The sequence below is a fragment of the Bacillus sp. FSL M8-0063 genome (assembly GCF_038005545.1).
Lineage (GTDB): Bacteria > Bacillota > Bacilli > Bacillales > Bacillaceae_G > Bacillus_A > Bacillus_A wiedmannii.
Genome location: NZ_JBBOTJ010000001.1, coordinates 1,536,183 through 1,562,485, shown reverse-complemented (window position 1 = coordinate 1,562,485; position 26,303 = coordinate 1,536,183). Strand labels below are relative to the sequence as shown.

Annotated in this window: 22 protein-coding genes and 1 pseudogene; 4 read left to right on the top strand and 19 right to left on the bottom strand. The window is 34.2% G+C overall.

What is annotated here, in order from left to right; genetic code table 11:
* Nucleotides 1–48: 48 nt before the first annotated feature.
* The 5 genes from MKX31_RS07870 to MKX31_RS07850 all read right to left on the bottom strand — a co-directional run bounded on the left by MKX31_RS07870 (nt 49) and on the right by MKX31_RS07850 (nt 4,017).
* Nucleotides 49–876 carry a peptidoglycan-N-acetylglucosamine deacetylase gene (locus MKX31_RS07870; protein ID WP_064476340.1) on the bottom strand — a complete coding sequence of 276 codons (828 nt, stop codon included), beginning with the start codon at nt 874–876 and terminating at the stop codon, nt 49–51.
* Between the two features lie 117 nt (nt 877–993).
* A complete protein-coding gene (locus tag MKX31_RS07865; protein ID WP_340980504.1) occupies nt 994–1,866 on the bottom strand; it encodes an aminoglycoside 6-adenylyltransferase in 873 nt (290 codons plus the stop codon).
* 125 nt (nt 1,867–1,991) lie between these two features.
* Nucleotides 1,992–2,432 (bottom strand): ASCH domain-containing protein, encoded by a 441-nt coding sequence (locus MKX31_RS07860; RefSeq protein WP_064476342.1) that lies wholly within the window; start codon nt 2,430–2,432, stop codon nt 1,992–1,994.
* Nucleotides 2,433–2,485: 53 nt separating this feature from the next.
* Complete coding sequence (locus tag MKX31_RS07855) at nt 2,486–3,157, bottom strand: O-methyltransferase (RefSeq protein WP_064476343.1); 672 nt, start codon at nt 3,155–3,157, stop codon at nt 2,486–2,488.
* Between the two features lie 140 nt (nt 3,158–3,297).
* Nucleotides 3,298–4,017 carry a 3-ketoacyl-ACP reductase gene (locus tag MKX31_RS07850; protein ID WP_000818985.1) on the bottom strand — a complete coding sequence of 240 codons (720 nt, stop codon included), beginning with the start codon at nt 4,015–4,017 and terminating at the stop codon, nt 3,298–3,300.
* A gap of 196 nt (nt 4,018–4,213) precedes the next feature.
* Here MKX31_RS07850 and MKX31_RS07845 point away from each other — a divergent pair.
* Nucleotides 4,214–4,802 (top strand): annotated as a pseudogene (locus tag MKX31_RS07845) (DUF3139 domain-containing protein).
* A 23-nt stretch (nt 4,803–4,825) separates the two neighbouring features.
* Here MKX31_RS07845 and hitS read toward each other — a convergent pair.
* From hitS to MKX31_RS07830, 3 genes are all read right to left on the bottom strand, one after another.
* Complete coding sequence (hitS, locus tag MKX31_RS07840; protein WP_064476344.1) at nt 4,826–5,899, bottom strand: envelope stress sensor histidine kinase HitS; 1,074 nt, start codon at nt 5,897–5,899, stop codon at nt 4,826–4,828.
* Entirely contained in the window at nt 5,896–6,573 is a 678-nt protein-coding gene (gene hitR, locus MKX31_RS07835; protein ID WP_064476345.1) for an envelope stress response regulator transcription factor HitR, read from the bottom strand. Before hitR ends, hitS begins: the two co-directional genes overlap by 4 nt.
* An 88-nt stretch (nt 6,574–6,661) precedes the next feature.
* Complete coding sequence (locus MKX31_RS07830) at nt 6,662–8,422, bottom strand: ABC transporter ATP-binding protein (RefSeq protein WP_064476346.1); 1,761 nt, start codon at nt 8,420–8,422, stop codon at nt 6,662–6,664.
* Between the two features lie 240 nt (nt 8,423–8,662).
* Here MKX31_RS07830 and MKX31_RS07825 point away from each other — a divergent pair, with 240 nt between their 5' ends.
* Entirely contained in the window at nt 8,663–9,427 is a 765-nt protein-coding gene (locus MKX31_RS07825) for an alpha/beta fold hydrolase (RefSeq protein ID WP_064476347.1), read from the top strand.
* A 99-nt stretch (nt 9,428–9,526) separates the two neighbouring features.
* Here MKX31_RS07825 and entFM read toward each other — a convergent pair whose 3' ends face one another.
* Nucleotides 9,527–10,813 carry an enterotoxin EntFM gene (gene entFM / locus MKX31_RS07820; protein ID WP_000755538.1) on the bottom strand — a complete coding sequence of 429 codons (1,287 nt, stop codon included), beginning with the start codon at nt 10,811–10,813 and terminating at the stop codon, nt 9,527–9,529.
* Nucleotides 10,814–11,512: 699 nt separating this feature from the next.
* Between entFM and MKX31_RS07815 the strand changes: the two genes are divergently transcribed.
* On the top strand, nt 11,513–11,683 hold the full coding sequence (locus MKX31_RS07815) for a DNA mismatch repair protein MutT (RefSeq protein WP_141537796.1): 171 nt from the start codon (nt 11,513–11,515) through the stop codon (nt 11,681–11,683).
* A 45-nt stretch (nt 11,684–11,728) separates the two neighbouring features.
* Here MKX31_RS07815 and MKX31_RS07810 read toward each other — a convergent pair whose 3' ends face one another.
* Nucleotides 11,729–12,331, bottom strand: a complete 603-nt coding sequence (locus MKX31_RS07810) for a nitroreductase family protein (protein WP_176713072.1) — start codon at nt 12,329–12,331, stop codon at nt 11,729–11,731.
* A 236-nt stretch (nt 12,332–12,567) separates the two neighbouring features.
* A complete protein-coding gene (locus MKX31_RS07805) occupies nt 12,568–13,521 on the bottom strand; it encodes a D-alanyl-D-alanine carboxypeptidase family protein (protein ID WP_064476350.1) in 954 nt (317 codons plus the stop codon).
* A gap of 188 nt (nt 13,522–13,709) precedes the next feature.
* On the opposite strand from MKX31_RS07805, the gene MKX31_RS07800 reads away from it, so the two are divergent.
* Nucleotides 13,710–14,711, top strand: coding sequence for a S66 family peptidase (locus MKX31_RS07800; RefSeq protein WP_064476351.1), 1,002 nt, complete (start codon nt 13,710–13,712; stop codon nt 14,709–14,711).
* Nucleotides 14,712–14,800: 89 nt separating this feature from the next.
* Here MKX31_RS07800 and MKX31_RS07795 read toward each other — a convergent pair whose 3' ends face one another.
* The 8 genes from MKX31_RS07795 to MKX31_RS07760 all read right to left on the bottom strand — a co-directional run bounded on the left by MKX31_RS07795 (nt 14,801) and on the right by MKX31_RS07760 (nt 26,275).
* On the bottom strand, nt 14,801–15,247 hold the full coding sequence (locus tag MKX31_RS07795) for a DUF6376 family protein (RefSeq protein WP_048543214.1): 447 nt from the start codon (nt 15,245–15,247) through the stop codon (nt 14,801–14,803).
* Nucleotides 15,248–15,336: 89 nt separating this feature from the next.
* Nucleotides 15,337–15,558 (bottom strand): hypothetical protein, encoded by a 222-nt coding sequence (locus MKX31_RS07790; RefSeq protein WP_048543215.1) that lies wholly within the window; start codon nt 15,556–15,558, stop codon nt 15,337–15,339.
* Between the two features lie 205 nt (nt 15,559–15,763).
* Nucleotides 15,764–18,325, bottom strand: a complete 2,562-nt coding sequence (locus MKX31_RS07785; RefSeq protein WP_222661037.1) for a glycosyltransferase — start codon at nt 18,323–18,325, stop codon at nt 15,764–15,766.
* 429 nt (nt 18,326–18,754) lie between these two features.
* Complete coding sequence (cydC, locus tag MKX31_RS07780; protein ID WP_149173261.1) at nt 18,755–20,479, bottom strand: thiol reductant ABC exporter subunit CydC; 1,725 nt, start codon at nt 20,477–20,479, stop codon at nt 18,755–18,757.
* A gap of 2 nt (nt 20,480–20,481) precedes the next feature.
* Nucleotides 20,482–22,197, bottom strand: coding sequence for a thiol reductant ABC exporter subunit CydD (gene cydD / locus MKX31_RS07775; RefSeq protein ID WP_064476354.1), 1,716 nt, complete (start codon nt 22,195–22,197; stop codon nt 20,482–20,484).
* Nucleotides 22,197–23,213 (bottom strand): cytochrome d ubiquinol oxidase subunit II, encoded by a 1,017-nt coding sequence (gene cydB, locus MKX31_RS07770; RefSeq protein WP_064476355.1) that lies wholly within the window; start codon nt 23,211–23,213, stop codon nt 22,197–22,199. The genes cydD and cydB overlap by 1 nt, the downstream gene beginning before the upstream one ends.
* On the bottom strand, nt 23,200–24,603 hold the full coding sequence (gene cydA, locus MKX31_RS07765; RefSeq protein ID WP_064476356.1) for a cytochrome ubiquinol oxidase subunit I: 1,404 nt from the start codon (nt 24,601–24,603) through the stop codon (nt 23,200–23,202). The genes cydB and cydA overlap by 14 nt, the downstream gene beginning before the upstream one ends.
* A 616-nt stretch (nt 24,604–25,219) precedes the next feature.
* Nucleotides 25,220–26,275, bottom strand: coding sequence for an LLM class flavin-dependent oxidoreductase (locus MKX31_RS07760; RefSeq protein ID WP_064476357.1), 1,056 nt, complete (start codon nt 26,273–26,275; stop codon nt 25,220–25,222).
* Between the last annotated feature and the right edge of the window lie 28 nt (nt 26,276–26,303).

Genomic DNA, 26,303 nt, shown 5'->3' with positions numbered 1-26,303 from the left:
TAATAATCAGTAGATAACAGACACAATCCGAGTGATTTAAAATCCATTTTATTTTCTCTCTTTCGATGTCTGGAACATACTTGGCAGCGTTACAAAGCGTGCCCCTTTCGTTTTTAACTGCGGAATAATTTTGTCTAGCGCCTCTACAGATCCTTGTAAATGCCCGCCTGGAGTTGAATGCTGAAGTATGACACTACCTGGAAATGAATTCCCTAACACATTATTTGTAATCGTATCAGCGCTTACTCCTTTCCAATCAACCGTATCAACACTCCATTGTACAATCATAAAATTTTGCTCTGTTGCCCACTTCAATTGATTTTCAAGTATTTCACCGTATGGCGGACGAATAAATTTCGGTGCATAACCAGCTAAACGATTTAATATTTCTTCTGTTTTTATAATTTGATTACGATACTCCGCCTCATTTACTTTCGCTAAATTTGGATGGCTGTACGTATGATTACCAATTACATGCCCTTCATTTGCAATACGTTTTACTACATTCGGATACTTTTCTGCGTTTTCACCAAGCAAGAAGAAAGTCGCCTTCACATTATGTTGTTTTAACTTATCTAAAATTTTCGGCGTAAATTCTAAATCTGGTCCATCATCAAATGTAAGAGCGACTTCCGCTTTATTGTACGACCCTGAAAATGCATACGCATATTTTTCGACCCAAGAAAATGGTGTCCACGATCCACGCTCATATACTTTCATTTGTACTGTATAGTTTTGAGGGATATATGCGTATGGCAATGAGCTTATATAGTCTCCATAATAAAATGAGTGATATGGCATATAGGCGTACGAAACATCTCGTTCTAGTCCCCATTGATATGGGGCAAACATTTCTGACGAATAAAAATAATACATGATAAAAACCTCCCTAAAATTTCATATGTGATTCATCTGCACTTTGTTAGAGAAATTATTATTCATGAACAAAAATAAGACTGTCCATAATTAGGACAGTCTTACTGCTTTATACAATTAATAAATCGATGCACTATCTTTCGGCAAAGCTTTCACATGTTTTAAATAGCCTGTCACTCTGTCATCATCACCTTGCGGGTATTGATACCCATATGTGTTAGCAATTTCGTTCGCAACTTTTCTAAATAAATCGCCCATTACAAAAAATGACTCCCATATGTTTTCATATTCAGCATCCGAATAGGTCCGTTTAAATTGCTCCCACATATCTTTTTCAATATATTGCTCGAAAATCTTTCCAAACTTCCCTACATTAACTGTAAAGTCTGTTTTCATACCAATATGCCATTCTAACATTACGATAAACATATCCCGCACCGGGCCATCAAGTATTCCTTTCGCATAAGAAAGTTCTTCTCTCCATAGTCCTTTTGCCACATTCGTACTACACCACCAAAATTCATTACAGCAATCTAAAAACTCTTTTTCTGTAGGCTTTTTTATTAAGTAGTCTTTATCGCTTGCTGGTGGAAATTCATCAATACAATCATCTTTATCCAGAAGCAGTTCACTTAAACTATCTTGTCCAACAAACTTATTTATCAAATCAAATGGAACGAGCGTTAAATCAATTCGATTTCCATCCATAAACTGCATTAAATACGGAAATTTCCCGTCTTCGTCCGCTGGAACTAATGACATTTCTTCTGGCATTTGTACAATCATTATTTCTCCAAATCTACGTATCCAATTATGATTAGACGTAAAAGATTGTATATCATTTACAACATACATAATATCATAGTCTTGAAAACAATCTTTTTTCACATTTGGATTTACACGTGATCCATTCATGATGACAGCTCGAATTCTTTCATCCTCTTTTGCTGTATTAATAATTAAGTCTAGCATGTCTTTTTCAGTTCTCATCTATTCCTAACCTCCAATTTTTATATAAGCTTATATTTCCAAGTATATTGGAGGTCCACGAGCTAGCTGTGTTGTACACGATACATGTTATAATTTTTGAAACATCTTTTTCATTTTCTCTCCTCCTATTTTTTTATATCTATTCTTCTAAATCGTTCACATACAAGCAATATATCATCAGAAAAATCATGACCCACTTCATTCAATTTACTTCTGAAATATCTTTCATGGATCTCCTTCCAATTTTTATAGCTTTCATCCCCTTCAGCAATTGCAAATTCTTCTGTAATTTCATTCATAGGTACTATTGTTACTTCAATCGTCTTTACAATTGCTACCGGATTTTCATCGTGATCCAAAATAACAGAGTAGTCCTCTGTAGTTGGTAACGGTATATTCTTTAATTCATAGAAGAGATATGCAGAACAAGTTGCGGTTTTCGTTCCGTCAACTACTTGCTTAGCAAGACGATTTGGGGTATCACCAAATTTCCATGCACTCACCGATTTTGGTATCTCAGCATCTTTCCAATACTCCGTCCAGTATTGTTGCGCTGCTTCATTCATTATCTCTCACTCCCCTAAACTCTACTATAAGTGTAATAGACTTTCGAACCGTGTCACTCTTTTACGACTGCCATTACAAACCCATCGTATCCTTTACTTCCGACAGTTTGAAGCGCAGTAGCACTTACACGTGGCTCTGCAGCTATTAATTCATAGAAGCGACGTATCCCTTGTATGCGAGGATCGTTACTCGTATTGTCAATAACTTCTCCTTCACGTACTACGTTATCACCAATAATTATAGTACCAGGGCGTGATAGTTTCAGTGCCCATTCAAAATAGGTAGGGTTATTTTGTTTATCAGCGTCTATGAAAATAAAATCAAAAGGTTTATAATTCTCATTTTCGATTTGCTGTAAAGAATCTAAAGCTAATCCTGCTCGCACTTCAATTATATCATTCAAATTTGCACGCTCAATATTGCTACGTGCAATTTCAGCATGCTTTTCACTTGCCTCCAATGTAACAACTCTGCCTCCAGGTGGCAATCCCCTTGCAAGCCATATCGTGCTATATCCACCTAGAGTACCAATTTCCAAAATGTTTCGAGCTCCTTGAATTTGTACTAATAGTTGCAAAAACTTCCCTTGCGTTGGCGATACATCATGTGCTGGTAAATTAGCTGCAGCGTTTGCTTGAAGTACTTCTTCTAATGTAGAATCTTTCGGTATTAATACATCACTCACATATTGATCAACAGCCGTCCATTTCTCAATCGTACTCATGTAAATACCATCCCTTTCAATACTTTTCTACTATTCACATTTGATTATACCGAAAATTCCGTCTCATAAACAAAAATAAAGAAGGGACATCTACTCCATTACAGAATAAATATCCCTTCTTTTGTTTATACATTTATCCCTTACGGATTAGTAGACCAAAGTCCTGCTGATTTAATAAATGTACGTTTATTTAATTTCAGCTGCGCTACGATAAACTCTGCAATATCTTCTGCTTGCATTACTTTATCTGGATTCCCATCAGTTAATCCTAAATCTACAGCCATATCAGTTGCTACAGTACTTGGAGTTAAAGCTGTTACACGAATGTTATGTTTGCGAACTTCCATCGCTAACGATTCCGTTAAGCCAAGAACACCAAATTTAGAAGCACTATATGCACTTGTTACAGGTGCACCTTTTTGTCCTGCTGTAGATGAAATGTTAATAATATCACCAGATTGTTGTTCAATCATGCTTGGTAAAGCTGCACGAGTTGCATAGTATACACCCATTAAGTTTACTTGAATGATTTTTTCCCAATCAGCAACATCTAGTTCTAAAAACTTACCGAATTTAGAAATACCAGCGTTATTAATTAAAATATCGATAGATCCTAAACCATTTTTTAACGTTTCAATTGCAGTCGTTACCTCTTCATATGAAGATACATCAGCAGTCGCAATAACAGCTTTTACGCCTTCTGCTTCTACTTCTTTCGCTACAGCTTTTAAGTTTTCTTCTGAACGAGCTAAAAGACCTACATTTACGCCCTCTTTCGCTAATGCGATCGCTACAGCACGACCAATCCCTCTACCTGCTCCTGTAATTAAAGCATTTTTACCTTGTAATAATTCTGCCAAGTATAACACTCCTTAATCATCTCAGTTATGTATTATATTAAAATTGTATCTGTGTTTATGTAAAAAGGCAATGATGCACTTTCATGTGCGTAGGTTACTTATAGGTAACTATGGAAAGTTTTTATTGATAAGTCTCATGTTTTTGCCATAATTCATGTAAAATAAAAATAAATCCTGCATAGGAGAGTGCATGTGTATGAAAAGAAAAAAATGGTTCTTATCACTAACTGCAGTCGGACTATGTATCATATTTTTGGCTATGTACTTTATATTTGGTAATCCATTACATTATAAAGTAATAGAAAAAGATACTAGCGACTACCTCTATACTATAAAAGGCTATAAGCAAAAAGAAATACAAAGCATAACCGGAAAATATACTCTCATTTATAATATCGGCTATTATGCAGAGGTCGTATATAAAGACGAACCTTATTTTACATACTCTTATACATACGATAAGAATAAGAAAATAATACAAGACAACGGCATTTTAGGAAGACATACTGAGTCATTTGAAAGTCTTAATTTAAACTGGTCATTGTTTGACGAGTTAGTAGACGGTATTCATACAAACCTGCAAAAAAAGAGGTTTAAGTGAAAAGAAAGATTATTCTATACGCTATGTTCAATTCATTGATATCGATAATGATAAAAACGGTGCAGAAGCATATGTTGACTTTAAGAAAGATAAAAAATCAGATTATTCACACCGTATGAATAACGAAGGAAAAGCTTATCAATATAGTTGCAGTAATGGAAAATGTATTTTTAAAGAGAAATAGTGTTAGAAGATATCCTCCTAACACTATTTCTCTTCAGAATTTGGAATACAAACAATAAATTCTGTCCCATTCCCCTCTTCACTCTCGACTTTTATTTTTCCTTGATGAAGGTCGAGTACCTTTTTTACGATAGCTAAACCTAATCCACTTCCTCCATAAGTACGATTTCGTGAAGAGTCCGCTTTATAAAAACGCTCAAAAATATGTTGTTTCTGTTCTTCAGATATACCAATTCCAGTGTCACGAATACGTATTTCTACGAATTTCTCATGTTCTTGTAACTGAATTGTAATTGTGCCACGACTTGGAGTAAATTTAATACTATTATGAATTAAATTAATCCACACTTGACTCATACTTTCTTGATCGGCAGTTATATGCACTTTTTCTAAATCAAGGTCTAATTCAATTTCTTTTTCAGCCCAGAGCGGTTCACTATTTAACACAATTTGCTTTAACTGTTGATCTAATCGATAAGTCGCTTTTTCTGGTGTATACTCCTCTGACTCTAAAAGAGTTAGTTTCAGTAAATTTTGGCTTAGTTTAGATAATCTCGTCGTTTCCGTTTCAATAATGGTAAGATAATGCTTTCTTTTTTCCTCCGAAAGATTGTTATCTTGTAGTGCTCTAGCAAATCCTTTTATAGAAGTTAAAGGTGACTGTATTTCATGAGAAACATTCGATACAAATTCCTGGCGCATTTTCTCCATCGCATTCAGTTCATCTGTCATATCATTTATACTTTTTACGAGTACACCAATTTCTCCATCATACTTTTCTTCATTTCGTATTTTTACGGAGAAGTCTCCTTTTGCAATTTTTTGTATCGGTTCAATAATAGTCCAAATCATTGCCTCTCGTTTTGGTCTCATTAATATCCCAATCAATGTCCAGATAAGAACAATAAATATAAAACCGACCATATCACTAATTAGAAAGGCAACAAACGACGATACGTTTACTTCAAAAGCATTCAATATACTAGTTGCTACATAAAATGCGATAGACCAAATTATAGTGAGAAAAGAAAAAAGCGCTAATACCGCTCCCGTTACTTTCAACATCTTCACCTTACTCATTCGTTTTCTTTTCCTCATTTACTTACCTCTAAGCGATACCCTAATCCTCTTATCGTTTTAATACTAAATTTCGATTTCTCTTCTTGAAACTTCTCACGTAGACGATTAATATGAACATCCAGTGTACGTTCATTCCCTTCAAAATCATATCCCCATACATCTTCAATTAACTGCTCTCTCGAACATGTTCTTCCTGCTTTAGAACCTAAAGTAAAGAGCAATTCGAATTCTTTTAGCGGTAATGTGACTGTTTGTTCTCCGGCTGTAACTTCAAATGTTTTACGATTTAACAGTACATTCCCAATTTGAATCGATTGCGACACTGTAATTTGGTAACGTTTCAATAACGCCTTAACTCTCACTACTAGTTCTATAGGATCAAATGGTTTTACAAGATAATCATCGGTGCCAAGGTGAAATCCTTTTACTTTTTGAGACGTTTCCCCTTTAGCAGTTAGCATCAAAATCGGAATATCATAGTACTTCCTTAATTCAAAACATACATCAAATCCATCCATATTTGGCATCATAATATCAAGAATAACCATATCAACTTTTACTTCGTCTATTTTCTGAAGTGCATCTAGTCCATCAATTGCCTCATATGTTTGAAAACCTTCTCGTTCTAAAAATACAGAAACAAGTTCTCTAATATGCGGATCATCGTCTACTATTAAAATGTTAGGTATCAAAGAAACCATTTCCTTTCTAATTCGCATCCTTTATAAAACTTTTAAAAATGAATCATTAGTGGAGTAAAAACCCCACTGATGATTCATTTTATAATACGCCCTCTTTAATTTTCAATTGTTGCGTTGCAAATTCACGATACATATCATGTGTCTGTAATAATTCATCATGTGTACCACTTCCTGTAAGATTCCCTTTTTCTATAAAGATAATTTTATCTGCATCCACAACAGTAGAAAGTCTATGTGCAATAACTAACGTTGTTCTGCCTTTCATTAAGTTATTTAACGCTTTCTGAACGACAGACTCTGATTTACTATCTAGACTTGAAGTTGCTTCATCTAACATAAGAATTTGTGGATTTCGAAGTAACGCTCGAGCAATCGCAATTCGTTGTCTTTGCCCTCCTGAAAGCTTCACACCACGTTCTCCAACTTCTGTTGCGTATCCGTTTGGCAAATCATGAATAAATGCATCAACATATGCCATCGCTGCTACTTTTTCAATTTCTGCATCTGTCACTTCACCCTCAACACCGTAGCAAATATTATCACGAATTGTCCCATCGATTAACGGACTATCTTGTGAAACGTAACCAATTTGACGTCGCCATGATTGCAATGAATAACTCGTAATTGAGTCTTTTCCTAATTTAATAGCACCGCTAGTTGGCTCGTAAAAACGTTCTAATAGTGAGAATAACGTCGTTTTCCCGCTACCACTTGGTCCTACGATTGCTGTTACTTTTCCTGATTCAATTGTGAAATCAATATTCTTTAAAACTTGCTCTTCTTCGTTATACTCGAAATGCACATTTTCAAGAACGATCGGCTGCTTAGCATTTGTGACCTTCACACCAGTTTCATGATCTTCTACTTCATATTCTAAAATTGTATTAATTCTTTCCGTTGCACCAATCGCCTTTTGAAATTGTGTAAAGAACATAGATAATTGACTCATTGGCATTATAATTTGAACTAAATATAAAATAAACGCTACTAGTTCTCCTGTTGTTAATGCACCGCTAGAAACTCGCATTCCACCATACCCTACGATAATAACAAGCAATGCCATTAAAACAAACGACATAACTGGTGAAATTAACGCTTGCACTTTTCCCTCTTTCAAACCAAATTGTAATAGCTTTTCAATACCTTTATTTCCAGTTTCATATTCCTTTTTTTCTGTGTTCGAAGATTTCACTAAACGAATTTCTGATAACACTTGTGTTAATACACTAGTAAAAGATGCTGTTTCATCTTGAAGTGCTTTTGAAATTTTATACATTTTTCGTCCAAGCGGAACTAAAATGAGTACTGATAATGGAATAACCGTTAAAAGTAAAAGTGTCATTTTCCAATCTAAAACAAATAATACAATTAATGATCCAACAATTGAAATACCGCCTGTTAATAAATTTGACAAATGCTCAGAAATTAACGTTTTCACAACTCCTGTATCATTTGTCATACGACTAATTGTATCGCCTGTTCTATTTTGATCATAATAAGTTACCGGTAAAATAAGCACCTTTTTCCACAAACGTTCTCTCAGTCCAGCTACAATCTTCTGTCCAATATAATTTAATAAATATATAGACAATCCTGCAGCTATAGTTTGCATAATAAAGAATGCAACTAGCCCAACAATTTGCCCTGTACTAATTGAAGAAAGTGAAAAATTATCTACTAACCCCTTCGTTAACATCGGAATAAATAAACTCGCTCCCGTAGAAAGCAAACTCATTAATAATGCAAAAGCAAGAATCCCTTTCGGAGGATTTGTATCTTGAATAAGGCGTAAAAACTGCCTCCAGCTCCCTTTTTTCTTCATCTCATTTCTAACTTCCATTCCTGTTCATCTCCTCGTGTTAAACCAAACTGTTCTTTCTAAAAATAGAATACAATACGAATGTAAACTGAATGTAAACACACTTTTTCTATTTTTACAAAATATACATAAAAACGCATCTTTACAACAGATATAAACATCTGATATTATTACCTAGTACTAAATATTATTCTATGTGAATTATAAATAACCAATTTACGATACTATATAAATCTCCCGTTATTGAAAGGAGTATCCTTTTTGCAAACAAGTATACATTCCGAAAAAGAAACAATCATTTTTATTCATGGATTAGTTGGCAATCGTCGTGCCTTCAAAAAAGAGCATAAACGATTTTCCACCTCTTACAACATTATTACCTATGACTTATTAGGTCACGGCGACGATAAAGGAGAAGCTATCGAATTTTCATTACAGCGTCTCGTAGATCAATTATTGAATTTATACGAAAAAGAAGGCATTAAAAAGGCCCATATTTGCGCTTTAAGCTACGGCTGTTATATCTCTACAATTTTTGCACAAATGCACCCAGAAAAAGTTTTGAGCATTTGTCATATTGGTGGACATTATAATAACCCTTCCCTTTTATATAACGTATTTCAAAAGTTTTGGGAGAAGCGAGGAGACGATTACTCTAAATGGCTCTCTCAATACGCAAATACTATTTTTCCAAGTGGCATATTAAAGGCAAATCCGTTCGCAGTCATTTCAAGAAATATTTATTACCGTTTCGGATTGCAATTACATTCATCAATTATTGCCCAATCATTACGACACCGGTTAGAATTTGATTTGAAATCTAAATTAAAATCACTTCCCCATCCTATTCTATGGGTAATGGGTGAACATGATCATCTCTATAAATCTTGTCTTTTTGATTTAAAATCCATTCTTCCTAACGTTTTATATAAAGAAATACCGCTTGCAGGACATGCAGCAAACTTATTTCGTCCGAACTACTTTCATGACCTATACGCTCGATTTTTAAATGGGAAGTTACAGTAAAAACTACTACACTCCCAATTTATTCAACTATAAAAAGGCTTCCCAAGTTTCCCTGGAAAGCCTTTTCTCTATACGAAAAGTATATAAAACTACTTTTTCTTAGTATGCTTTTGTGTAACCTAACATGTGCTTGCTCCAGTAAGAGTTACTTACAGAACTAATTCGTACACCAGTTGCATCAGTTTCTGCACTAATGAACTGACCGTTTCCTAAGTAAACGCCCATGTGAGAAGGACCTGATTTATAAGTATTTTGGAAGTATACTAAATCACCTGGTTGTGGATTGCTAGTTTTTGTTTTAGAGCTCCAGTATCCAGCAACTGTTTGACGAGCGCCTTTATGACCAGTTTGATTTAATACGTAGTGAATGAATCCACTGCAGTCAAAACCAGCAGGTGTTGTACCAGCAGTTCTGTATGGTGAACCATTTAAAGATCTAGCGAATCCAGCGATTGAAGATGTATCTCCACCTGTTGTTGGTTTTTGTACGTCTTTACCTGGTTGTTGAACGTTATTTGTAACGTTATTGTTATTGTTATTCGTAACGTTGTTTACTCCGCCTTTTACAAACTTAACGAAGTCTGCGCTTACGTAACCTGTACGGCCGTTATGGTTAATTTTGTACCAACCATTTTCAGCACCAGTAACGTTTAATACTGTACCGTTTGTTACGCCACCGATTACAGCGTTGTATGTAGCTGGGCCTGTACGTACTTTTAAAGCACCAGTGTTAACAACATAAGAACCACCAGTTTGAACTGTAGTAGTATTGTTGTTTGTAGTTGGTTGTTTTGTTTCGTTAGATACAGCAGAACCACCTTTTGTTACGAAGTCTTTGCTTACGTATCCAGTTCCACCATTGAAGTTAATTTTAAACCAATCTTGTACTTCACCTACAACTTGTACTGTTTTACCTTTATTTACAGAGCCTAATACTGTATGAGATGTACTTGGGCCTGTACGTACGTTAAGTGAAGAAACGTTTACTGTGTAAGTACCAGTTCCTTGTTGAACAGTAGTTCCTGTTTTACCACCAGTCGTTACGAAGTCACCACTTACATAACCAGTTTGACCGTTTACAGTTACTTTGAACCAACCGTTTTCTTGTCCAATTACTTGTAGTACTTGACCTGATTTCACTTTAGAAATAACGTTATGTCCTGTACCAGCACCTGAACGTACATTTAATACATCAGCTGTTACCGTGTATTTTAATTCAGAAGTTGTTTCTACCTTTTTTGTTTCAGTTACAGTCGTTTGAGTTTGAGTTTGTCCATTAATTTCTTTTAGCGCCTCATTTGAAACTTGTGCCTGAGCAGAATCCATACCTGGAACTGCAACACCCACTACAGAAGCTGCTGCTAAACCTGCAATTACTTTTTTCATAAGTTGTCTTTACTTCCTTTCCCTACTATCCTCTTAAAAAAACTTATAAACTTAATACATTACAATATTATCAAAGTAAAATATTCATTAAGTTCCATTTTTTAACAAGAGTTTTATTTTTCACACAGAGTTCATTTTAAACGAATGAAGTGAATTCCGTGTGAACTTCATGTGAACTTTACCATTAAACTTATTGTTTTTGCAATGCTTTTTTCAATTCTCTTATGTATTTTATTGAAAATTCGACATTTCATTCATTATCTTAATATACATTTTCTATCCAATTTGAAAAACTCTATTTATCTAATCCAATGCAATGAATGTATTTCCTAGTAAAGTTCCTTCCATGAAGCATACTCTTATCATGACAAAAAATACTTTTTTTATCAATAGTATAATATTTTTAGAAAACTATTTTTGATACTATCTATCGCTTTTAAAAGATTTGACGATTTGTAAGATTTAACTTCAAGAATCCTGTTCTAATTTGGCGAAAACACACACCTCACTACCTACTTTTCACTAACTATGGAATTTCCAGGATATTTATATTATCATATATATAGTGGTATGTTAACCAATACAAATTTTATTTACCCTACACTGAAACCTATCGAACTTTTACAGGTCGGTACATTGAATTTTAAGATGGAAGTCTTATTGCCCGCAAATATTGGGATTAAAAAAGGAGGTATATTTATGAAAAACATAATAGATGATCCTATAAATAAAAATATAGAATTGTACTATGCTTTTTTCCAATTCGTTTCATTTATTACCTTACAAAAAGTATCAACTATTGAAACACGTAAAAACGAATTAAAAAATCAGATGAAAAATTCCTATCAAAAAAATCCTTATTACTTATAAAAGGTGAACAGGTTGTATCCCTGTTCACCTTTTATAGTTCCTACATTATTTATAAATTTTTACACGATTTTCTAAAGGTTGGTATTCTTTTTCACCTGCAGGTACCACCGGTTTACCAAACGGCATTTGCGCAGTAAGTTTCCAGCTTTCTGGAACTTCCCATTCTTTTCTCACTTCTTCATCAATTAATGGATTGTAATGCTGCAATGTAGCACCAAATCCTTCAATTTCTAAAGCTGTCCAAATTGCAAATTGTAACATTCCTGAGGATTGCTGTGACCACGTTGGGAAATTCTCTTTGTATAATGCAAAGTTTTCTTGCAGTTTTTCCACTACTTGACTGTCTTCAAAGTATAAAACCGTTCCATAACCACTTTTAAATGCATTCATTTTTTCTTCGGTAGATGCAAAGTTATTTTCAGGTACAATTTTTCGTAACGTTTCTTTCGTAATATCCCATAACTTATCATGTTGTTCTCCTAGCAAGACGACAACGCGAGCGCTCTGAGAGTTAAAAGCTGAAGGTGTATGTTTTACAGCATGATAAATCACTTCTTGAATTTTTTCATCAGAAACTACTTGCTCTTTACTAATCGCGTAAATAGATCTTCTGTCTTCAATTGCTGTGTAAAAATCTTTTGCCATCATAATTCCCTCCAATTTTCATTTGAGGCTTTTTCATATGTATACATCATGTTTCGCCTCTTAAAACTTATCATTAATAAGTTTCTAACTTTAGACTATCAACAAACAATAATAAACTCAAATAATTACACTCACATTTTTACTTCCTAATGCTAAAAATAAAAAGGCAATTTATTGTTACCGATAATAAGTAACAACAAATTGCCTTTCTTATATGATGATCCAACTCAGTATTTCACTTAATTAACTAAGCCAAATGCATAAGACATTAGCTTGTTCGTCTCTGTAAAACGCTTCGTTTTACCTTTCGTTCCCATTACAACTGTAATAATACGAGTATCACCTTGTTTTGCTGTACCCGTAAAACAATACCCTGCGCTATCTGTGAATCCTGTTTTTAATCCGTCTATTCCTTCTATATATAAAGCTTTATTATTTTTGTTTAACATATCATTTGTACTTACAACATTAATATTATTAAATGCTAACTGACTTTGACGTAAGTGAGTCACTTCTAATATTTCTGGATAGTCTTTTATTAGATGATACGCCAAGTTTGCTACATCAGCAGCTGTCATCTTCGTCTCACTTCCATCAGGTTCTTGTAGTCCTGATGCATTTGCGAATTTAGCATAATCCGACATTTTTAACTGCTTTGCTTTTTCATTCATAAGCTGCACGAAATCTTTCTCCGTCTTAGCCATATGTTCTGCTAGAGCTACAGCCGAATTATTTGCTGATTCAATCATTAATGCATGGTACAAATCTTTAACAGTTAATGTGTCATTCACTTGGACTGGGATTCTCGCACCCTCTGTTTGTGCCGCTTTCGCACTCATTTTCACCGGATCTTCCCAGCGAACTTTCCCATTATGTACATTTTCTAATAGAAGGTACGCTGTCATCATCTTAGACATACTTGCTGGCGCAAAAGCTTCATTTTCATTATGTTGATAAATAATATCTCCATTACTCGCATCGATAATCATAGCTGCTTTTGCATCAATTTCAGGTGGTATGTACTTTGGTGGCACTACTTTTTCAGCTAATCCTGTTTGAGGTAGTTCTGCCACTTGTAAAGGTTGTCCCTCTATATTTGTTGCACTCTTTTGAGTTCCTTGGAATAAGAACCAACATATCCCTAAAATAATGACTACTAGGATCGTCAGCCTTCCCCATTTTAACCGCTTCATTTCAAAACTCCTTTAGCAAACCTTTTATACACTCACGTTTAACCATAACAATAATTACTTTATATCGTCAAGGCAAAAGGCATATTTATTCATCTAATACATTTATGTTACAATTAAAATACCGAAATATAAGAATATTCAATGTTATATTTTCTTAATTTAACTACTTAATAGAAAGGATTCTTACGATGCTACTTCCAAAAACATTAAAATACGGAGACACAATCGGCATTTATTCGCCCTCTTCACCAGCAACATACACTTCTCCAAAAAGATTTGAACGAGCGAAATCTTATTTACAACAGAAAGGATTTCACATATTAGAAGGTTCCCTAACAGGTCGATATGATTATTATCGCTCTGGCAGTATACAAGAGCGTGCCGAGGAACTGAATGCTTTAATAAGGAATCCTAATGTATCTTGTATTATGTCAACAATTGGCGGTATGAATTCTAATTCCTTATTACCTTATATTGATTATGATGCTTTTCAAAATAACCCTAAAATAATGATTGGCTATTCAGATGCAACAGCTTTATTATTAGGGATTTATGCAAAAACAGGAATCCCTACATTTTACGGTCCAGCACTCATTCCCTCCTTTGGAGAATTTGAGCCTTTTGTAGATAATACATACAAATATTTTGTAGAAACATTACTACATGATCAATTGCTTCCTTACAACATAAAACAACCTTTATTTTGGTCAGATGAATTTATTAATTGGGAAGAGAAGACGAAAGAAAAAGAACTTAGACCAAACAATTGGATTTCTGTAACAAACGGACAAGCTACTGGACGTATTATTGGTGGGAACTTAAATACAATAGAAGGAATTTGGGGTAGCTCTTATATGCCAAGCATTCAAGAAGGCGATATTTTATTTATTGAGGATAGCTCAAAAGATGCAGCTACTATTGAAAGAAGCTTTTCATTACTTAAGGTTAACGGCGTATTTGATAAAGTTTCAGGTATTATTCTTGGAAAACATGAGCAGTTTGATGATTGTGGTACAAATCGCAAACCTTACGAAATATTATTGGAAGTACTGCAAAATCAAAGAATCCCTTTACTAGCTGACTTTGATTGTTGTCATACCCATCCGATGATCACTATGCCGATAGGTGTTCAAGTGAACATGGATGCAACCAATAAAACAATACATATTTTAGAGAAATGGAAGAATTAAAAAAAGCTTATATTATAGGAAGAAAATATTATAAACTTTCCATTAGAAAACAGAAAAAAGCTCCGTTCATCACAAACGGAGCCTTTTTATTATTGTCCTAAATTTTGAACCTTGTCTTTCAAATCACGAACTTGATCTATCGTCTGCATAAGCTCAGAGTTTTTAAATTGCTCTACATCCACTTTACCTTCTTCTATCTTTGCCATCGCCGTATCAATTAATGTGTTTAACTTTTCGTTATATCCGACGATTTGCTGATGAAGATCCTTTGCTACATCAGGTGGCGTTAATTCATTGAAAGCGGGTATATCTTTTTTAATTTCACTAAGCTTCGTTTCTAATTCTTTTCGAGCTTCGCTATCATTAACGGCTTTTTCAGCTAATGCTGGTGCATCATTTGCAAATGCACTTATTTCATTTACGTAGTCTGTCGCTTTCTGAGCATAATCTAAAGAGTTCTTTCCTTGCTCTACTAGTGAACATCCCATTAAACCAATTGAAACTATAAATACTAATAAAATTGATTTGATTTTCATTTTAGACTCCCTTCGTCTTTATAATTGTCTACAATTTTCTCTATCATAACTTCTAGCCAAATTGCCTATACCCTTTTTTAAATAACTATCTAGACTCTTACATGTCCTATAATCGTTACCACATCTACTTCTATGTGTACGCTAATAATATCTTCAATTATATCCATATATCCTTGTCCTATAGCTGCTCCATAGTGTAATGTAAGCCCCTTTTTTTCATACACTGACTTTGGCACCGAAAAAATAAATCTCCTCAAGTTTCTTTCATCAGCTGGTTCCATAATTAAAACAATCCCATCCTCATCAAACATATACGCTCGCCCTCCAACTTTACATTCACTATGGCTCAGTATTGCCTTTGTCAGCTAAATTTAAAACCTAAAAATAAGATGCACATCGCTCTATAATTAAAATAAGAAGCATTAATTCTTTTTTTAAGGTTAATGCTTCTTCAAAACTTCGATTTAACTGCCCATAATCCGTATTATGCGAATTATTTCAATTCCCCTCAATTCTTCATTTCCGGACAATATAGAGTACATCAGTTTCAGATAAACCAAATTTCCTAGCACTTCTCATTCCTTGTTTTTCAGCTATGTTATACAATTCCACCTTAAATCCTACATTCATTAATCGTTGTATAAATCCTGATCGATTATAAATCCTTACATGTTCTTCATGACCAAAAGCTAATCTTCTCAATTTTGGCGTTAAAATTAATTCATTCTCTATAATACTATCTACATTCATTACGATTGGCGCTTGAATAATTCCCCATCCATTTGTCTTTAATACTCTATATAACTCTCTCATCGCTTTTTCATCATCTTGAACGTGCTGTAATACATGACCACATAAAATCACATCAAATGTATCATTTTCATATGGAATTCTAGTAACATCAATTTCCTGCATTAATGGATCCTTTGGTTCAATATCTCCACATACATATGTAATGTTTTTATACTGGGCAAACCAACTTCTTAACTTCGCTTCAGGTGCAATATGAAGCATAGTATCATTTCCACTTAATAACTCCGTTTCCATTTCAATATATACACGATATAACCTTTCACGATCCATCGAATCACATACCGAACAAATTCCCGTATCTTTATTCCACATCTCAAATTTATATTTTGGAAAATCATAATGTTCTGGCCAAGGAGAAAATTTTTCAAATTGTTGATTGCAAAATTGACAATAGCATACTTCTTCCTCAAATATACGATTAACTAACTTATTTAATTCCCTCTCCATCTTTTCATTATCAATTTGATTTAATTGTCCATTTTTTACCGCATCCTTAATTATTGACACCACATTTTCCAAACAATGAGTTAAACACGTTTTATAATCTTGCTCACGATTTAAAAACCCACTATTATATGCATCTATTATTAATTCAGTCCATTCTTCAATTGCCCTTAATGTAAATTGCATTTGTTTTTGATTTTTCCCACCATGTTGTCTAAAATAACTAAGAGGTTCCTCTATATAAACTACATTTCCTTTCTTCATCATATCTAGCCATGTTGCAATGTCATTAATAGCTGAATAACCCTTTCCCTTAAAACACCCAAAAGCCCCTTCAAAAAATTTCCGATTAAACAGAACTGTTGTAGGCTCACCAACTACATTTTTTAAGTTTTTTAACATATAATTACCTAATTCTTTCCCTTTAAAAAGTGTAGTTTCTTTTGCAATTTTCATATTCAATGTTGATGGTGGTAATACTTTTCCATTCTCATCAATTAATTCCCGATATGACGTCACAAATGAAATGTTTTCTAGTCTAAAAAAACAGTTCATCATTCTTTTAATCTTTTCAGGATGAAATAAGTCATCATCTAATAAAAAGTTTATATAATCTCCATTTGCAAGTTCTATACACTTATTAAAGTTCTCTGCTTCTAATCGAGGTTTATTTTTAACATATGTAATACATTCATATTCACTTAAATATGGTTGGATCATCGCTTGAATTTCACCGTTTGTACTATCGTCAGAAATTATTATTTCAATATTTTCATATGTTTGATTCAAAGCACTTTTGAGAGCTAATTCCAAGTAATGAGGTTTATTATAGGCAGGAATAAGTATACTGACTTTCGGTAAATGAGAGTTGTTATTCCGATACTGTTTTTTCTTTTCTATATTTATTTCCTTTCGCTTAATTTGTCGGTAGTAGTCTAATGTATATAATATTGATGATGGAACTAATTTTTTTGCATAGTCTAGGAAATTAGTTATCGCTTTATATAACTCTTTTTCAGTAGATAAAAAACCATACTTTTCTCCAACTATAATACTATGTGAAAAATCCTCTACTCCATCCATAAGTTTATTAGATTCATTCAACTGTTGACCTGAATGTAATCGGAAGTAACTAAGTGTCTCTGCTATATATACTGCTTTTCCTTTACTTAATAAAGATAACCATGAGGCTATATCTACATTACATAGATACCTCCTCTTATCAAAAATCCCATACGGTTCTTGTAAATCATTTTTACGAAATAAAACTGTTGTCGGTTCTCCAATATAATTTTTTTGATCCACAATTACCCTATTTCCTAATTCTGTTCCCTCTATAATCGTATCCTCTTCAAATAAACGGACAGTTGAATAAATATGTCGTAGTTCTTTCCCTTTATCATCAATTACTTGACGATGAGATGTTACAAGCTTGATTTCATTATCTAAATCATTGAAAAAATACTTCATCATTTTTTCAATTTTATTCATATGAAATATATCATCATCCATTAAAAAATTTATATACTCACCGTTCGCTTCATTAAATAACATTAGCGCATTTTCAAATTGTCCGAGAGTTGACCTGTTTTTTATATAAATAATATTTGAATGATCACATAAGTATTTTTGTAACACATTTTCCGTTTCGTCATTCGTGCTATCATCTCCAACAATAATTTCTATATTAGAATATGTTTGTTGTAATACACTACACAATGCTTTTTCAAAGTAGCCAGGACGATTATAAGTAGGAATTAATACACTTACCAACGGAATTCGCTCTATCGCCTCTTCACTTTTTTCAAAACGTTTCCCCATCTTTTCCCTCCACCTTTTCGCATATTATTTATATACGCGACATAATATCACATTACTTAAACCGTATGAAACCTTTATACTTTTATGCAAGCCCATAACAAAATATCCTACTTTTCACTCCAAAATATACATATTCAATAATTTAAGTATTTGATTAGCTGTTTTTTATACATTTGATTTCTATCATAAAATAATGTAAGACAAATAAAACGAAACTTTAATCAGGGGGGCTTCTCCATCCCTTCTGATTATCCCCCTCACCAATCGGACTTTTACGTACAGTTAATCTCCCGCCTAACTTCCTCACATCAGCCGGATCTTGCCCTGCAAATAGCGAGATAAATCTATACCTTAAAAAGAATATATTTCTTAACAAAAAAATAGCTGCACCATTAGGCGTAGCTATTTTACAATTATTACTTATTCAAACTATATTCCTTTATCTAACTCATACAGCTTACGATACTTCTCGTTTTCTTTCAGAAGTTGTTCATGACTGCCTTGCATCACAATTTGGCCACGATCAAGGAATATAACTTCATCTACATGTTCAATTCCTACAAGGTGGTGTGTAATCCAAATAACAGTCTTTTCTTCTGTTGCAGAAAACATTGTTTCTATTAAAGATAGTTCTGTCTTTGGATCTAAGCCGATCGTAGGTTCATCAAGTACAATAATTGGAGCCTCTTGCATTAGCGTTCTAGCAAAAGCAACCCGTTGTCTTTCTCCACCAGAAAACCTTTTTCCCATTTCATGCATTTTTGTTTGCAATCCATCTGGAAGAGAAGCTATATGCGAAGCTAATTGTGCTTTCTCTAAAGCTGTCCATATCTCTTCATCCGTAGCCTCTGGTTTACCGATTCGCACATTATTTCCAATTGTCGTATCGAATAAATGCGGCTTTTGATTCAATACAGAGATATATTTTGATATAAGATTCGTATGAGCATGTTCACTATTCAATAAAACTTCACCATGTAACGGGCTTAGCGCACCTGCTAACAATTTTAACAAAGTAGATTTTCCTGTTCCACTTCTTCCTAAAATGGCGATTTTCTTTCCTGCCTTTATTTGCAGTGATACTTCTTTCAATACAAATTCATTACTATCTGGGTAACGATACGATACATTATTTAATTCAATGTCTATATGTTTTGATGCAACATAATCTTTATCCTCATGTAATTCCTTTTCATCCTGTAAAACATCATTAGCTTCTACTTTATTTAGACGATGAGCAGATTCTACATATGATGGAATTCGATCGATAGCATCTGAAAGAGGGATAAGCGCGTTTGTGACTGATAACGTCATTAAGACGAAAGCCGCAATAACGGTAGGTGCAATCTGTTCACTTGCCGCCTCATTTCCAGTCCATATGATCATTGAAATAACTACAATCCCCACTACTAATTGAATGATACTGTCCCGAATATGATTCCAGCGTTTCATTCTTTTTTCCGTTTTTAACAACTCATTATTTTGCTCTACATACTTATCGATGAATTCATCTTTTCTACCACTTGCTTGCCAATCTGATAATCCAAAAACAGCGTCTGTTAATTGTTGATACAAACGGCTTCTTCCTTGTTTTAAAGTAACATGATGTTGCTTCATTAAAAGTAATGATACAAACGGAAGCAGAAAAACGATAATAGCCAACATACATGCTGCAATAAGTGCAAATACTACGTCAAATGCACCGATAACAAGTACGAATATGCTATATACAACTAATGCTAATAGACTAGGAAATATTGTACGTAAATATAGGTTTTGCAAATGCTCTATATCTTCGGATAATATACCTAACATATCGCCCGTTTGAAATCGTGAACGGAAAAATAACGCTTGCGGTTCTACTATTCTGTATAGTTTCGTTCTCATCTTTTCTAATATGCGTAGTACGACATCGTGTCCAACTAAACGCTCTAAATAATGAAATACCGCTTGTCCTATACTAAACGCACGTGTTGCAACGATAGGAACATATACAGCCATTACATTTTCTGGTCTAAGAGCAGATTTAGAGATTAAATAACCTGAAATGAAAAGTAACATCGCACCTGAACTAACTCCAAGAAGACCAAGGAAAATAGTTAAAGTCATTCTACCTTTATTTTGCTGTATATAAGGTTTAATCCAGTTACTCATCTCTATCCCCTCTCTTTCCTGTGAAAATGTAATGCCTCATTCTTTAAAAGTTCTTCATACGTTCCTCTTTCTATCATTTCCCCTTTATTTAAAATAAGAATATGATCCATCTGTTTCATCCAGTGAAGACGATGTGTTGCAAGAAATACTAACTTACCTTCAAACAGACGTAACATCGCTTGCTTTATTTCAAATTCAGTTTCAATATCAAGATGTGCTGTAGGCTCGTCTAATAGAATAATTGGCTTTTTACTTAAAAGAGCACGCGCCATAGCGACACGTTGTTCTTGCCCGCCACTAAGCATACGTCCACCTTCTCCAATTCTTTCATACATCCCGTTCGGAAGCGATGTAACGAGTGAACGAAGACCAACTTCATTAATAACTCTTTCCACTTCTGCATCAGTTGTATTTGTTTCATAGAAACAAATGTTATCTTTTAATGAAAGCGGGAAAATATAAGGTTGCTGTGGAATATATGCAATATTCTTTTGCCAATCTTCTCGAGTAGCCCCGTCAATTTCCACACCATTTACTATCAGCTTTCCACCCGAAGGAGTTAAAAATCCTGCTAATACGTCAATTAACGTCGATTTCCCTGCCCCACTTTCACCAATTACACCTATAGCACCGGTACCTTTCCAAGTAAAATCAATTCCCTCTAATATAGATTTTTCCGATTCATCATTCTTTACTTTTACATCTTGTAATTTCAAGTTACTAGAGGAATTCCATATTAGACCTACATTTGATTCTTTCGTTCCTATTTCTTTTTGTTGCTGTAAAATCTCTTCTATTTGCTCCATTGCAAGTTGTCCATCTAACGTAGCATGATAATTCGCTCCAACTTGTTTAATCGGCAGAAAATATTCCGGAGCTAAAATTAAAATCGTAAGGGCTGGCAATAGTACAATTGTCCCATCTATTAAACGTATCCCTAATCCGACCGCCACAAATGCGATTGATAAACTCGTAAAGAAATCTAATGCAAAAGAAGAAAGAAAAGCAACTCGCAAAGTACGCATCGTTGCTTTTCTATATCTTTTACTTACTTTTTCAATCTTTCCTTCGTGCTGTTTACTTTTACCTAAATACTTTAATGTTTCTAATCCTTTTAACGTATCTACAAAATGATTAGAAAGTACACGATACGACTCATACTGACTATCCGCCATCTTTTGCGCTGCTAATCCTAGTAGGATCATAAATATAATCACGATAGGAATCGTTACAACTAAAATGATTCCAGACTCAATATCTAGCGTAAAAACATATAGTACAATTAGCCCCGGTATGATACTACTTCTAATCATTTTAGGAATTGTTAATTCTATATATGTTTTAAACTTCTCAATACCTTCTATCGATAAGGTAACCAGATGACCAGTTCCAGCAGTTTGAACATAACGTGGACCTAATGTGAAATACGCCTCTATTAATTGTTTTCTCAGTAGTGATCCTGTTTTTTCAGCGAAACGTTCCACTAATATTTGCGATATTCGCACTAGCATATGACGTACTGCAAACGTGATCCCAAAATAAACCGTTTCATTTAACAAAGATTGCACAGTTTCTCCTTGAAATAAAAACGTAATAGCCCGCGCTAAAAACACTGTTTGGGCAATAATACTTACAGCTTCTAAAATGCTAATGATTGTTAACACTACATATAAAACTCGGCTACCAGGATACGACGGAAGTCCTCTTTTTCTTTTCATTAGTACTCCAAATCTTTATCTGACTTAACAGGTTGTCTAAACACATAGAAACTCCATATTTGACTTCCCAAAACAAATGGCAATATAGCAATTGAAAAATACGTCATCAGTTTTAGTGCATAATCTCCTGATGCTGCATTATAAATTGTTAAATCGTATATTGACCCTAACGAGCTAATTAAGACACGTGGGAACATGCCGGCGAACACACTCGCACTTAGTAAAATGATTGTTAAACTCGTCATAACGAAAGCCCAACCATCTCTTCTTCTTTTATTTAATAATGTTGACGCACATAATGCTACAAAAGCTCCAATCGGAACCATAATCCACTCTGTACCATGGGCAGTGAAAATATCTGTTTTCCATAATCCCAATCCGGCAAAAATAAGGAGTGCTATAATTGCAAGCGGTGCAATTTTCAACGCAGCAATACGTGCACGTTCTCTTAACTTACCAGTTGTACGTATAGTAAGGAATTGCAATCCGTGAACAATACATAGCAGAAGGAACATAACTCCTCCAAGTAATGCAAATGGATGTAGTAATGGTAAGAATCCACCTACAGCATTTTTCGTTTCATCAATTGGAATACCTACCATAAAGTTAGCAATTGCAACCCCCCAAAGGATAGGTGGTAGTAAACTTCCTAAAAACATACCCCAATCCCAAAAACCTTTCCATTTATGATTATCTATTTTCGCACGGAATTTAAAGGAAACCCCTCTTATAATTAAAGCAAGAAGCATAAATACAAACGGAATGTAAAACCCGCTAAATAAAGTTGCATACCAGTGCGGGAATGCTGCGAACATAGCTCCACCAGCACAAACAAGCCATACTTCATTCGCGTGCCAAAATGGACCAATTGTATTTAAATATATTCTTTTCTCTAAATCGTTTTCCCCTAAAAACCTTGAAACTATACCTACACCGAAATCGAAACCTTCAAGTACAAAGAAGCCTACGAATAAAATTGCAATAATGATAAACCACAACTCATTAAGAGATAACATACTCATCCTCCTTATCAAATGGATCATGGCTTTGAGAATCCTGTTTCGTTTTCTTATTCTCATGTCCTTTAATGACACGAACGAATAAGTAAATAGTAATTCCACCTATAATTAAATATAGTGATGTGAACGAAACTAAAGAGAATAATACTTCTCCGAACGTAACATTTGGAGATACAGCATCTTCCGTTTTCATAACACCGAAAACTACCCAAGGCTGACGTCCCATTTCAGTCATAATCCATCCTACTGTATTACCGATAAACGGTAGTGCAATTGCATACACCATTAATTTTAAATACCAAGTTTTTTCAGCTAAACGATCTTTTCTTGATAAGAACCATCCGTATGCTCCTAGAAGAAGCATAAATGTTCCACTCATTACCATCGCTCTAAAACTCCAGAACATAGTGTGTACTGGCGGTATATAATCTCCAGGCCCATATTTTTCTTCATATTGTTTTTGAATTTGATTCATTCCTTCTACTTGACCACTAAATTTATCAAATGATAATAGACTTAGCATATAAGGGATTTGAATTTCAAACGAATTTTCTTGCTTCTCTGCATCAATTTTCGCAAATACTGTAAATGGCGCTGGATCCTCACTCGTATTCCATAACGCTTCAGCTGCTGCCATTTTCATTGGATGTGTCTTAATTAATTGTTGTGCTTGCGCATGACCGAAGAATAATACTAGCGCAGTTGTAAGTGTTCCAACAATGATAGAAATGCGGAACGATTTTTTAAACACTTCAGTTTCTTGAGCTTTTGTTATTTTCCATGCACTCACACCTGCAATAAAGAATGCACCAGTTGCAATTGCCGCTGTAATTGTATGCGGGAATTGTACCCATAATTGTGGGTTTTGAATAATCGCTAAGAAATCATTCATTTGTGCACGTCCATCTGCTGCCATTTCATACCCTACTGGCGATTGCATAAATGCACTTGCAGTTAAAATCCAAAATGCTGATAACATTGTTCCAATTGAAAGGAGCCAAATACATAAAAGGTGAACACGCTTCGGCAATTTATCCTCACCGAATACCCATAAACCTAGGAATGTAGACTCAATGAAAAATGCTAATAAACCTTCAATCGCAAGTGATGGACCAAACACATCACCTACGAAACGTGAATAGGTTGACCAGTTCATACCAAACTGGAATTCTTGTAGAATACCAGTTACTACACCTACCGCAAAGTTTACAAGGAATATTTGTGTCCAAAACTTCGTCATCTTCTTATAAATTTCTTGTCCCTTTACCACATATAACGTTTGCATTAATGCAATGATAAAAGCTAAACCAATAGACAGCGGAACAAAAAAGTAATGGAAAATCGTTGTTGATGCGAATTGTATTCGTGCCAATTCGAGCGTTTCCATACTACAATCACTTCCTTCATAATTTTTTATATCGTATTTTCGATTGAGTTGTATGAATAAAACAACTCAAATCTTAGAAATATAGAAAGATAAATTTGTTTATGTACTTTTAGAAAATATAAATTTTCAGTTTTCAAGATCATTACAAAAGAACTTTCTCATAAAATTTACCTTTTCACTATTTCAGTAGTGTTTTATCCGTTAATCGAATTGTATAATATACCTGCATAGTAAATTCAACTGATTTTTGACGTATTATTGACATCATTTTGTCTGAAATATGTCTTTTGTCATTTTTTTGAATTATATTTTTCTCATTAATAAAATGTATTTTTTTAATATAAGACTTACTTCCATATCAATAAAATAATCATTTCCCTCTTCATACACTTGACTTTCACGCAGAAAAATGTCCTCTAAACTAAAGGAGAAATCAGTTAGTTTTTTGTCAAGAAGAAAATGTATTTTTAAAATTCAAACACAAAATATTGTTATTCGAAAATAGAAAATCCCCTCCCTCTTTCTAGACTGAAAATTCATTTTTTTATCATTTTTTCAAACTGAATTCATACATAAAAAATACCGAGAATCGATTAGACTCTCGGTATTTTTTAAATTATTTCGCTGTATGTTTTCTAACAGCCGGTAAAATTTCAGTAGCAATTAATTCAATATTTTTCTCAATTTTATTAAGTGGTACACCACCAAAATCAATTTGTGCCATAAAACGTTGTTGTCCAAACAATTCATATTGGTAAAGCATTTTTTCAATAATTTGTTGCGGGCTACCAACCATTAATGCGTCACGGTAATCTACTGCATTTGTAAATTGTTGCTTCGGATACCCACCACCACGCAGTGTAAGCATACCAGCATTAATATGAGGATAGTATTCACTAAATGCATCTTGTGAATTTTTTGCTGTATAAAATAAACTCGTCGTTGCAACTGGCAAACTTGCTGGATTAAATCCACTTTGCGCCGCAGCCTCACGGTAAGCATCTACTGACCCTTTAAAGTTAATAGCTGGACCACCTAGTGTTGTTATCATCATAGGTACACCCGCACGTCCTGCTTTAATCGCACTAGCTGGCGGGCCACCAACTGCACGCCAAATTGGTAAGTTATTATTCTTCGCTCTCGGAATCACCGATGCATGTGCAAGCGGCGCTCTGAACTGTCCGTTCCATGTTACATGTTCCTCGTTATTAATTTTTAATAAAAGATCCATCTTCTCTTCAAATAACTCTTCATAATCATTCACGTCATAACCAAGTAAACTATATCCCCCAATACGAGATCCACGACCAGCCACGATTTCTGCACGTCCATTAGAAATCAAGTCAATTGTAGCAAAATCCTCATATACTCGTACCGGATCAGATGTGCTTACTATCGTTGCTGAACTTGCAATTTTTATATTTTTCGTAGCTTGTGCAATAGCTCCTAAAATAACTGTATGAGCTTGCGTTGTAAAATGAGTTTGATGACTTTCACCGACAGCAAATACATCAAGTCCAGCTTCATCCGCTAACTTAGCTGTTTCAATTAATTCATGAATTCTTTGTTCTGCACTAATTTTCTCTCCATTATGCGGATTTAAAACATGATCCCCAATTGAATATAATCCAAACTCTATTCCTTTACTTGTATCCATACGGTATTTTTCCATAGTTGCTCTCTCCTTTAATTCAGTCGTA